This window comes from Paraburkholderia phenoliruptrix, assembly GCF_047325075.1.
In the GTDB taxonomy this organism is placed as follows: domain Bacteria; phylum Pseudomonadota; class Gammaproteobacteria; order Burkholderiales; family Burkholderiaceae; genus Paraburkholderia; species Paraburkholderia phenoliruptrix.
This window is the reverse complement of the sequence record NZ_CP168530.1, coordinates 819,073-830,384: the sequence shown is the minus strand read 5'-3', so window position 1 is coordinate 830,384 and position 11,312 is coordinate 819,073. Positions and strand designations below refer to the sequence as shown.

Annotated in this window: 12 protein-coding genes; 9 read left to right on the top strand and 3 right to left on the bottom strand. The window is 64.7% G+C overall.

Translation table 11 applies throughout. The features are described 5' to 3' along the window. Window positions 1-73: 73 nt before the first annotated feature. From ACEN8U_RS03615 to ACEN8U_RS03605, 3 genes are all read right to left on the bottom strand, one after another. Entirely contained in the window at window positions 74-409 is a 336-nt protein-coding gene (locus ACEN8U_RS03615; RefSeq protein WP_368577609.1) for a hypothetical protein, read from the bottom strand. Between the two features lie 67 nt (window positions 410-476). Beyond that, entirely contained in the window at window positions 477-944 is a 468-nt protein-coding gene (locus ACEN8U_RS03610) for a PRC-barrel domain-containing protein (protein ID WP_368577611.1), read from the bottom strand. A 193-nt stretch (window positions 945-1,137) separates the two neighbouring features. Further along, on the bottom strand, window positions 1,138-2,040 hold the full coding sequence (locus ACEN8U_RS03605; RefSeq protein WP_413657315.1) for a LysR family transcriptional regulator: 903 nt from the start codon (window positions 2,038-2,040) through the stop codon (window positions 1,138-1,140). A gap of 92 nt (window positions 2,041-2,132) precedes the next feature. Between ACEN8U_RS03605 and ACEN8U_RS03600 the strand changes: the two genes are divergently transcribed. The 9 genes from ACEN8U_RS03600 to ACEN8U_RS03560 all read left to right on the top strand — a co-directional run bounded on the left by ACEN8U_RS03600 (window position 2,133) and on the right by ACEN8U_RS03560 (window position 11,280). Then, window positions 2,133-3,404, top strand: coding sequence for an MFS transporter (locus tag ACEN8U_RS03600; protein ID WP_368608135.1), 1,272 nt, complete (start codon window positions 2,133-2,135; stop codon window positions 3,402-3,404). 32 nt (window positions 3,405-3,436) lie between these two features. Beyond that, on the top strand, window positions 3,437-4,315 hold the full coding sequence (locus ACEN8U_RS03595; RefSeq protein ID WP_368608136.1) for an alpha/beta fold hydrolase: 879 nt from the start codon (window positions 3,437-3,439) through the stop codon (window positions 4,313-4,315). Between the two features lie 136 nt (window positions 4,316-4,451). After that, complete coding sequence (gene sapR / locus ACEN8U_RS03590; RefSeq protein ID WP_368577617.1) at window positions 4,452-5,330, top strand: sap1 transcriptional regulator SapR; 879 nt, start codon at window positions 4,452-4,454, stop codon at window positions 5,328-5,330. A 5-nt stretch (window positions 5,331-5,335) separates the two neighbouring features. Continuing rightward, on the top strand, window positions 5,336-5,902 hold the full coding sequence (ddpX, locus tag ACEN8U_RS03585) for a D-alanyl-D-alanine dipeptidase (protein WP_368577619.1): 567 nt from the start codon (window positions 5,336-5,338) through the stop codon (window positions 5,900-5,902). Window positions 5,903-5,966: 64 nt separating this feature from the next. Beyond that, window positions 5,967-7,574: an ABC transporter substrate-binding protein gene (locus tag ACEN8U_RS03580; RefSeq protein WP_368608137.1), complete on the top strand. Its 1,608-nt coding sequence runs from the start codon at window positions 5,967-5,969 to the stop codon at window positions 7,572-7,574. Between the two features lie 21 nt (window positions 7,575-7,595). Next, window positions 7,596-8,666: an ABC transporter permease gene (locus ACEN8U_RS03575; protein WP_368608138.1), complete on the top strand. Its 1,071-nt coding sequence runs from the start codon at window positions 7,596-7,598 to the stop codon at window positions 8,664-8,666. A 58-nt stretch (window positions 8,667-8,724) separates the two neighbouring features. Then, window positions 8,725-9,639 (top strand): nickel transporter permease, encoded by a 915-nt coding sequence (gene nikC / locus ACEN8U_RS03570; protein WP_013590993.1) that lies wholly within the window; start codon window positions 8,725-8,727, stop codon window positions 9,637-9,639. A gap of 1 nt (window position 9,640) precedes the next feature. Next, complete coding sequence (locus ACEN8U_RS03565) at window positions 9,641-10,516, top strand: ABC transporter ATP-binding protein (protein ID WP_309587738.1); 876 nt, start codon at window positions 9,641-9,643, stop codon at window positions 10,514-10,516. Continuing rightward, window positions 10,513-11,280, top strand: a complete 768-nt coding sequence (locus ACEN8U_RS03560) for an ABC transporter ATP-binding protein (protein WP_014972433.1) — start codon at window positions 10,513-10,515, stop codon at window positions 11,278-11,280. Before ACEN8U_RS03565 ends, ACEN8U_RS03560 begins: the two co-directional genes overlap by 4 nt. Window positions 11,281-11,312 lie beyond the last annotated feature (32 nt).

Below are 11,312 nucleotides of genomic sequence, written 5' to 3'. Positions count from 1 at the left end.
ACCTTGTGCAATCCTCACGAATTGCGAACAAGGCGTGTCGCCCGATGGTATGGCGCGGCGCTGCCGCGGCCGCTCACTGTGCAGTCGAAGCAGCGGTGTCCGATGCGCCCTTGGCATGCGCGCCGTTTTGCGGCATGCGTGTCGGCGCAGCATGTTTGGACTTGCCGCTTTTCATCGTGGATGTAGAGCCACTCGTGCCGCCCATGTTGGGCGCACTCATGCCTGCACCGCCCTGCCCCGCGCCGTTCGCTCCGTTCACGCCGGCTCCGCCCGCGCCGACGCTCGTGCCGCCGCTGCCGCTACCACCGCCGCCGCTGGAACCGCCGCCGCCCGCACCCTGCGCGAACGCCGTGCCGACCAACGCCAGTGCACATGCAGAAGCCAGCACTGCTTTCTTTACCCTCTTCATCGTTGCCTCCCTCGATAAGACAAACGCCGGCCATGCTGTGCGCAGGCCGGCGTTCGTGATGAACAACTCAGATATCTCCCGGCGGCACATCTGCCACGCCGCGCGTCGTCGACCAGTACGGGTCGCGGTTGTAGTACTGATGGAGCGTCGTGCCCCACGACGCATCGGCCATGGAAGGCCAGTGGTCCTTGTCGAAGCCGGGGTCGTCCTTGATGCGCTGGGCGTCGATGCTCACGCGGAAACACTTGGCGTCGGTGTCGAGCGTAAGCGCATTCCACGGTATGGCGTGCAGGTTCGCGCCCATGCCGAGAAAGCCGCCTTCGGACAGCACCGCATAGGCGATCCTGCCGCTGCGCACGTCGAGCATGATGTCCGAAATCTTGCCGACGTCTTCTCCGTCCGCTGAAATGACCTGGGTGTCGTCGAGCGTCGCCGCGGCCATGACTTCCGGTCCGGGGCCTTCTCCGGTGCCCGTGCCGACGATGTCCGCACCGCCGGTGCCCGACGCAGTGCCTTGCGGGTTCAATATACTCATGATGTCCTCCACATGTACTTGTGTGGAGGTTGATCCGCAACGACTATGCCCGCCGTTCAGACACGGCACTCCGTGGCGCGGCGTGCGAAAGCGCCGGGCGACAGCGCGCAGACCGCGTAAGGATTGCTCACGATCCGAACGACTCTGCGCGACCTGTTAAGGCATCCGGCTCGTATCGGTCCGGTCCGCCGCGCTACAGCGCAACGCTTTCGAGCCGTGCCGCGAGAAACTCCACGAACAGGCGCGTGCGCGCCGGCAGGCGCCGCGTGGGCAGCCAGAGCGCCTGCAACGGCAGCGGCGACAGTTCGTAGTCGGTCAGGATGAGTTCCACGCGGCGCTGCTGTACGAGCTCGCCGATCTGCCAGTACGCCGCCCGGCCAATGCCGAGACCGCTCGCGACCGCATCGTTGATGGCAGCCGTGCTGTTGCTTTCGAAGCGCCCGTGCACCTGCACCGCTTCCTCCACGCCGCGTTTGCTGCGGTAGCGCCACAGCGACGCCTCCGGCAAAGCCGAGCGCACCACGCAATCGTGCTGCTTCAGATCCGCCGGCCGCAGCGGACGCCCGCGCGCCTCCAGATAAGCCGGCGAGGCGAACGTCACGCGGCGAATCGTGCCGAGCCGCCGCGCAATCAGATTCGAGTCGGGCGTCTCGCCAATACGAATGGTGACGTCGGCGCCGCTCACCGCCGGGTCGTCGTACTCCTCCGACAAATCAAGCGACGCCGTGAGTTGCGGATAGCGCGCAAGAAACGCCGCGAGGAGCGGCGCGAGATAACGCGGACCGAAGAGCGTCGGACCGCAAATGCGCAGGCGCCCCGTCACCGTCGTCGCATACTCGGCGAGTTCGGCGCGCGCCATGGCCAGATCGGCGAGTACCTGCTTGATGCGCGTGTAGAACTGCTCGCCCGCCGTGGTCAGCCGGCACTGCCGCGTGGTGCGCGCGACGAGCAGGGTTCCCGCCTCGCGCTCCAGCACCTGCAGCGAACGGCTCACCGCCTGCAGCGATCGGTCGAGCCGCCGCGCCGCCGCGGTCAAATTGCCTTCTTCGGCAATCGCGACAAAAACTTCCAGGTCACGCAGCGATCCATTATCCATTTTTCCGGGAGAAAGAGTCATTTTTCGCCCCGATTATCTATCAGACAGGCGCGAGTAGGATACGGAACATCGTCCTCACGGAGCACCCGCGCATGTCACCACACGATTCGGGCAGCGCCGCCGCTGCCAGGCCTGCCACGGTCGCCGCGCGCCCTTATGCGATCGCCGTCGGCATCGCGGTACTCGGTCTGTACGCGTCGCAGGCGCTCGTGAACGATCTCGCCACGTCGGTCGGACTCGGCGCGTGGGCCAACCTCGTGACGATGCTCACGCTGACCGGCTATGCCGCCGGTCTGCTGCTCCTCGTGCCGCTCGTCGACCTGTGGCCGAACCGGCGGCTCATCATGGGCACGCTCGGCGCGCAGGTGATGTCGCTCGCGGTGCTCGCGGCGGCGCGCGAGCCGGTGGTCTTCCTCGCTGCGTCGTTTTGCGTCGGGCTGACATCGAGCGCGATCCAGATGCTCGTGCCGGTCGTGGCATCGCAGGCGCCGGAGGCCGAGCGCGGTCGCGTGGTCGGCGACGTGATGAGCGGGCTCATGCTCGGCGTGCTGCTGTCGCGGCCGGCGGCCAGCCTGATCGCCGGCGCATTCGGATGGCGCAGCTACTATGCAATCGACGCCGCCGCGCTCGCCGCGATGTCGGCGTGGCTGTGGACGCATCTGCCCGAGCGGCGTCCGCTTCACCAGAGTTCGTATGCCGCGCTGCTCGGCTCGCTGCTGCATCTGATCCGCGACGAACCGGTCCTGCGTCGCCGCGCGCTGTATCAAGGCTTGCTGATGGTGTCGTTCAACCTCTTCTGGACGAGCGTCGCGCTCAAGCTCGCGAGTGCGCCGCTGCGCCTCGGCCACGTCGGCATCGGCCTCTTCGCGCTGGCCGGCGCGGGCAGCACCGTCATCGCGCCGGTGGCGGGCCGCCTCGGCGACCGCGGCCTCGACCGGCAAGCCACCCTCGCCTTCCACACTATCGTCGTGCTGGCGGCCGGCATCGCGCTCGTCGGCGGCAGCAACGGCTTGTCGCCTGCGGCGTCGCTCACGCTGCTCGTGGTCGCGGCGCTGCTGCTCGACCTCGGCGTAATCGGCGATCAGGCGATGGGGCGCCGCGCCGTCAATCTGCTCAACCCGCAAGCGCGTGGCCGCGTGAACGGACTCTTCACCGGTTTGTTTTTCGTCGGCAGCGCCATCGGCGCACTGCTCGCGGGGCCGGCGTGGGCGCTCGGCCATTGGGCAGGCATCTGCATCGCCGCCGCCGCATTCGCGCTGGCCGCCAACCTGCTGCATGTCGTGCACACCAGGGCGCCGGCGCGCCCGCCGTGCACGTCGTGCCAATCGCGAACGGCCTCGTCCGCCGCCGAGCCGCGGCCCTGAACACACCTCTTCCAACGTGAGGAAAACCGACCATGGACGCCACCCGCTCCACCTTCCGCTATCCGACTGTCAGCGCCGGAGGCGTCGACATCTTCTATCGCGAGGCCGGCCCGAAAGACGCGCCGACCGTTCTGCTGCTGCACGGCTTTCCGTCGTCTTCGCGGATGTATGAACCGCTCATGCCGTTTCTCTCGCCGGAGTTTCATGTCGTCGCGCCCGACTATCCGGGCTTCGGCAACAGCGAGGCGCCCGCGCCCGAACGCTACGCCTATACGTTCGACAACCTCGCGCGTTCCATCGAACAGTTCACCGACGCGCTCAAGCTCGATCGCTACGTCCTCTTCATGGCCGACTATGGCGGTCCGGTCGGCTTCCGGCTCGCCATGGCGCGGCCCGAACGCGTAATGGGCATCGTGATCCAGAATGCAGTCGCGCATGAAGAAGGACTCGGGCCGCTGTGGGAAACGCGCAAGGCGTTCTGGAAGGACCGCGCGGAGCATGAAGCGAGTCTGTGGGCCAACCTCGCCTCGCCGGCTGCATTGAAACTGCGCCACGTGGGCACGAGTCCCAACCCGCAGCGCTATGATCCGGACAACTGGCGCGACGAGGAACAGTTTCTCGCGCGGCCCGGGCAGGCGGCCATTCAGACAGATCTCTTCTACGATTACCGCACCAATCTGCAGTCGTATCCGCGCTGGCAGGCCTGGCTGCGCGAGCATCGGCCGCCCACGCTCGTGACCTGGGGCAGACACGACCCTTCGTTTACCGTGGCCGGCGCACACGCCTATCAGCGCGACGTTCCGGACGCCGAAGTACATGTGCTGGACGCCGGCCACTTCGCCCTGGAAGAAGCCAGCGACGAGATCGCTGCCTTGACGCTCGATTTTGTGCGGCGCGTGGCGGCGCGGTGAATGCGCGACCGCACACACGAACCTATGCCTATTGAATTGTCCGCCCCGATAAAAAAATTAATGTAGCGCTCGCTTTATTGTCCTTGTCAGATAGCTACCAACGCATGATCCCATGACAGATAAATAACGAACGCCGATGCCCACTGCGTTTACCGATACGGTCCAGCAGAGTTTTACGACGCTCACGCCGACGGCCAAGCGCATCGCCACGTATATGCTCGCGAATCTGGACCGCCTCGGGCTCGAAACCGCGGACCAGATCGCGCAGCAAACCGGCACGAGCGGCATTTCGGTGGGGCGCTTTCTGCGCAGCATCGGCTATCGCAATCTGGACGATCTGAAGCGCGAGTTGCGCGGTAGCCAAACGCGGCCGTGGTTCATTACCGACCGCCTCGACGCGTATCGCAGCGAGCGCGACGCGGGCGGCCCAGAGCGCACGAGCCGGCAACGGGCGGCACGCGCACGGTCTCTGGATCTAGAAGTCGAGGCAGTGCGATACGTCTATCGCCTCGCAGAAAGCGAAGCGTTTGAACGCGTGGCAAAGCGCGTCGCCGCGGCGGACGCCGTGTATATCGTCGGCATTCAATCGACGCGCGGCATTTCGAACGCGTTTTTCAGCTACCTCGAATACTTGCGGCCGCGCGTGTTCTATTCCGATGGCATGTCGGGTTCGTATGTCGATTCATTGAACTCCGAGTTCGCCTCGCCGTATCTGATCGTCACCGACACGCGCGCCTATTCGCGCATCGCGCGCCGCTATTGCGAGGCCGCGGCGCAGCGCGAGCTCGCCTTTGCGCTCGTCACCGATCTTTACTGCCCGTGGGCACGCGACTTCCATTGCGATCTGCTGCAAGTGAAGACCGACGTCGGCCAGTTCTGGGACTCGCTCGCGCCGCTCACCTGTCTCTTCAATCTCCTGCTGACCTCGATCGTGGAGCGCCTCGGCCCGGCCATCGACGAGCGCGTTGCCCGCAATCGCGAACTGCAGCGAGAACTCGACCAATTCGAATTCTGATCGCCATGACCGCTACTTCCCGCCTGGTCCACATCATGCCCGACACGCATCGCGTGGAGATCGACCTCGTTTATGCGACGCCGCGCAACTTCACCGGCAAGCCGATTTATCGCGAAGCACACTGCCTGCTGCTGGAACCCGCGGAATCCGCCTTGCGCAAAGCCGTCGATCTCGCGGACAGCGTCGGCCTGCGCTTGCGCATTTTCGACGCCTACCGGCCGCCGCAAGCGCAACAGGTGCTGTGGGACTTTCTGCCCGACCCGACTTACATCGCCGAACTGGGCCGCGGCTCGAACCATAGCCGGGGCACGGCCGTCGACCTCACGCTGATAGACGGCGACGGCGAACCGCTCGACATGGGCACGGGTTTCGACGAGATGGTGAAGGCATCCGAGCACTTTCACCCTGGCCTGCCGCAAGACGTGCAGCGCAATCGCCTGCTGCTGCTCGGCATCATGCATGCAGCGGGTTTTACGCACATTGCCAGCGAATGGTGGCACTACGAACTACCCGGCTCGCGCGCGCTGCCCGTGATCGACAACAGCGAAAGCGGCCCGTTGAAATTGATGTGATCTGATCCCGATGGGTTCCTGGCTGTCCGTTTGCAGGTTGTCTTCCTTTACATTCGGAGCAAGTATGAATCTGGTTTTGCGCAATGCGCTGGCAGCAGTCGCGGTCGTGTCCGCGCTGACCTTTTCCGTCACGATGACAGGCAGCGCGCTCGCCGCGACGCCGAAAGACATGCTTGTCATTGCCACGACGCTCGACGAATTCTCGACGCTCGATCCCGGCGAAGTCTACGAACTCGTGCCCGAAGAATATGTGGCGAACACCTATGACCGCCTCGTGCGCGTGGACCTGAAAGACCCGTCGAAATTCAACGGCGACGTCGCGCAATCGTGGAGCGTGAGCCCCGACGGACTCACGTTCACCTTCAAGATCCGCTCGGGCCTCAAGTTCCATTCCGGCAATCCGCTCTCAGCCGACGACGTCGCATGGTCGATACAGCGTTGTGTGCTGCTCGACAAAGGCGCCGCCGCCGTGCTGCAAGGCATTGGCCTCACCAAGGACAATGCGCTGCAGAAAGTCCGCAAGATCGACGACTCCACAGTCAGCATTACGACCGATCAGAAATACGCGCCCACGTTCGTGCTGAATGTGCTCGGCGCGTGGCCCGCCTCGGTGCTCGACAAGAAGCTGCTGATGTCGCATCAGAAGGGCAATGACTTCGGCAATGAATGGCTGCGCACGAACGAGGCCGGCTCGGGTGCCTACAAGCTCGTCAAATGGACTGCCAACGACAGCCTGATTCTGCAGAAATACGACGATTACCGCATGCCGCTCGCGATGAAACGCATCGTGCTGCGCCACGTGCCCGAGGCGTCGAGCCAACGCTTGCTACTTGAAAACGGCGACGCCGACGTGGCGCGCAACCTGAGCCCCGACGACCTCGCGGCCTTGACGAAATCGAACAAGGCGCACGTAAACGCCGTTCCGCAAGCCACCTTGCTGTACCTCGGCCTGAACGTCAAGAATCCTAATCTTGCGAAGCCCGAAGTGCAGGAAGCGATGAAGTGGCTGATCGATTACAACGGCATTCAGACGAACGTTGTGAAGACGACCTACAAGGTTCATCAGACGTTCTTGCCTGAAGGCTTTCTCGGCGCACTCAACAGCAACCCCTACCATCAGGACGTCGCCAAGGCGAAAGCGCTGCTGGCCAAGGCGGGTTTGCCCAACGGCTTCAGCGTGACCATGGACGTGCGCAGCGCCTATCCGTACAACGAGATCGCCCAGGCGGTGCAGGCCAATCTGGCGCAAGGCGGCATCAAGGTCGAGATCGTTCCGGGCGACAACAAGCAGACGCTCGCGAAGTATCGCGCGCGTCAGCATGACATCTATATCGGCGAATGGTCCGCCGACTATATCGACCCGCACAGCAACGCGCAGGGCTTCGCGTGGAATCCGGACAACTCCGACAAGTCCTCCTACAAGATGCTCGCATGGCGCAATTCGTGGGACATTCCTGATCTCACGAAAGAGACCAACGCCGCGCTTGCCGAGTCGTCCACCACGAAGCGCGCGGAGCTTTATCAGACGATGCAAAAGGAAATGCTCGCGCGTTCGCCGTTCGTCATCATGTTCCAGCAGGTCTCGCAGGTCGCCATGCCGCCAGGCGTGTCCGGGCTCGAAGTCGGCCCGATCAACGACCTGGTTTCGTATCTGCACGTGAAAAAGCAGTAAGCGTCTCGCGGCGCGCTGACCATGTCGACCATTCCGACTCCTATCGACCGCATTCGCGCAGCGTCCGCGCGCCGCGCAAGCGTGCGCTGGACGCTGCGCGTGCTGCGCTGGGTGCTGACGCTCGCCGTGACCTTCATCGGGCTGCTTGCGGTGACCTTCGTAATCGGTCGCAAGGTGCCGATCGATCCCGTGCTCGCGATACTCGGCGATCGCGCGTCGGCAAGCGCCTATGCGGCCGCGCGCGTGCAGCTCGGTCTCGACAAGCCGCTCGCCGAGCAATTCCTGATCTATGTGAATGCGGTATTGCACGGCGACCTGGGCGTCTCGCTGCTCACGGCCAATCCGGTGCTCGACGACATCCGGCGGGTCTTTCCCGCCACGCTCGAGCTGGCCACGCTGGCGACCATCGGCGGCGTGCTGGTCGGCGTGCCGCTAGGCGTCGTCGCCGCCACGCGCCACAACCGCTGGATCGATCACGTGGCGCGCTTCGTGGGGCTGATCGGCAGTTCCGTGCCTGTGTTCTGGCTCGGTCTGATGGGGCTGTTGCTGTTCTATGCGAAGCTGCATTGGGTGTCGGGGCCCGGCAGGCTGGACCCCGTGTTCGACGGCATGGTGGACTCGCGCACCGGGAGCCTGCTCCTCGATTCGCTGATGGCCGGCGAATGGGAGGTGTTCTTCAATGCGCTCTCGCATATCGCACTGCCCGCCGCGATACTCGGCTATTACTCGGTCGCGTATCTGAGCCGGATGACGCGCTCGTTCATGCTCGATCAGTTGAATCAGGAGTACATCACGACGGCGCGCGCGAAGGGCGTTCCCGAGCGACGCGTGGTGTGGGTGCACGCGTTCGGCAATATCGCTGTGCCGCTGCTGACGGTGATCGCGCTCTCATACAGCTTCCTGCTGGAAGGCTCGGTGCTGACCGAGATCGTGTTCGCGTGGCCGGGCATCGGCTCGTATCTGACGGGCGCGCTGCTCAACGCCGACATGAACGCCGTGCTCGGCAGCACGCTCGTGATCGGCGCCACTTTCATCGCGTTGAATCTGCTGACCGACGCGCTCTATCGCGTGTTCGATCCGCGCGCCCGCTGATGCAACGGAGACTATTCACGTGCGCCCTCCCCTTGAACGTTCGACGCAGGACTGGCCGATGAACGCCCCGCGCCGCACGTGGAAAGCGTGGCTGCTCACGGGCACGCCCGCGTCGCGCAAGCAGGCCGCGCTGGGTCTCGCGTATCGACGCTGGCGCCGGTTCGCGGGCAATCCACTTTCTGTGTTCGGCTTTGCGATTCTGCTGGTGCTGGTGATCGTCGCGGCGATCGGACCGTGGATCGCGCCGCACGACCCGCTGCGTCAGGTGCTGTCGGACCGGCTGCTGCCGCCCGGCTCCGCTTCGCACTGGCTCGGCACCGACCAGCTCGGGCGCGATATTCTCTCGCGCATCATCTACGGTTCGCGGCTTACGCTGTCGATAGCGATACTCGTGGTCGTCGTGGTGGTGCCGATCGGCCTCATGATAGGCACCACCGCGGGCTTCTTCGGCGGCTGGGTCGATAACGTGCTGATGCGCATCACCGACATCGCGCTCGCCTTTCCGAAGATCGTGCTCGCGCTCGCCTTCGCCGCGGCGCTGGGACCGGGCGTGATCAATGCCGTCATCGCCATCTCCATCACCGCGTGGCCCGCGTACGCCCGTCTTGCGCGCGCCGAGACCTTGCGGCTCGTGCAGGCAGACTTCATCCAGGTTGCGCGTCTGCAAGGCGCGTCGAATCTGCGCATTTTGCTGCGCTATGTGATGCCGCTCTGCACGTCGTCGGTGATCGTGCGGGCCACGCTCGACATGGCCGGCATCATTCTGACCGTCGCCGGTCTCGGCTTTCTTGGGCTCGGCGCACAACCGCCGAGTCCCGAATGGGGCTTCATGGTCGCTTCCGGCCGCAACGTGCTGCTCGATTCGTGGTGGGTCGCCACGCTTCCGGGCTTTGCGATTCTGCTCGTGAGTCTCGCGTTCAACCTGCTCGGCGACGGATTGCGCGACGTGTTCGATCCGCGCCATGGAGACTGACATGGACGCTCCGCTGTGTGAAATCGACGATCTGCGCATTGCCTTTCGCGCGCACGACGGCACGCTGAATGAAGCGGTACGCGGCGTGTCGCTGACGCTGAAAAAAGGCGAGCGGCTCGGCATCGTCGGCGAATCGGGGTCGGGCAAATCGCTCACGGGCCGCGCGCTGCTGGGTCTCTTGCCGCCCGCCGCGCATTGCAGCGCCCAAGCGCTCCGCTTCGACGGGCAGGACATGCTCGCCATGCCGGCCGCGCGGCGGCGCCGCTTCTGCGGCTCGCAAATGGGCATGGTTCTGCAGGATCCGAAGTATTCGCTCAACCCGGTCATGACCGTCGAGCAGCAGATGCGCGAAGCGTTCGCGCTGCACGAGCCGAAGCTCGGCCGCCGTGCAATGCGGGCAAAGATCGTGAGTGCGCTCGAGTCGGTGCACATTCGCCAGCCGGAACGCGTTGCGCGCTCGTATCCGCACGAGTTGTCGGGCGGCATGGGGCAACGCGTGATGATCGCGATGATGGTGTCCACCGGCCCGCGCCTCCTGATCGCCGACGAACCGACGAGCGCGCTCGATGTACTGGTCTCGATGCAAGTGCTGGCCGTGCTCGATGAAATGATCGAAAAGCATCAGACGGGCCTCATTTTCATCAGTCACGACCTGCCGCTCGTCATGTCGTTCTGCGACCGCGTGGTGGTGATGTACGCGGGCCGCGTCGTCGAAACCTGTGCCGCGCGCGATCTCGTGAACGCGCAGCATCCGTATACGCGCGGGCTGCTTGCCGCCAATCCGCCGCTCGTCGACCCGCCCGCCGAATTGCCTGTGCTGTCGCGCGACGCCGCGTGGTTCAACGAGCCTGCCGGGCAGCAAGGAGTGCCGCGATGATCCGCGTCGATGCATTGACTGTGCGCTTCAGGACAGCCGCCGGCTCCGTCGATGCAGTGCGCGCCGCCAGCTTTCGGGTCGCGGCGGGCGAGGTCTTCGGCCTCGTGGGCGAATCGGGCTCGGGCAAGTCGACCATTCTTCGCGCGCTGAGCGGACTCGCGCCTGTTTCCGAGGGCTCGGTGCATATCGCCGGCCCGGATCGCGACGCGCGCGCACGCCACGTGCAGATGGTCTTTCAGGACCCCTACGGCTCGCTGCATCCGCGCTTCACGGTCGACCAGACGCTGCGAGAACCGCTCAACATCAACCGGATGGGCGAACAGGAAACGCGCATTCTCAATGCGCTGCGTGAAGTGGGCCTCGATCCGTCATTCCGTTTTCGCTATCCGCATCAACTGTCGGGCGGACAACGGCAGCGGGTCGCCATCGCGCGTGCGTTGATTGTCGAGCCGCGCGTCGTGCTGCTCGACGAACCGACGTCCGCGCTCGACGTTTCCGTGCAAGCCGAGATTCTCAACCTGCTGAAGCGCCTGCACCGCGAACGCAATCTGACCATGATTCTGGTCAGTCACAATCTCGCGGTGGTCGGCTTTCTGTGCTCGCGCGTGGCGATCATGCGCAATGGAGAAATCGTCGAGGAACTGCCTATTGAAAGCGTTCGCGCACAGCAGGTGCAGAGCGACTACTCGCGCAGCCTGTTGCTCGCGACAGGCGGTTATCAGCGCAAGGCGGCGCAAGCGCTCGGCGTGGACGCGTCGCCATGATGGAGCGGCTCTCCAGACGCCGCCGGGAGCGC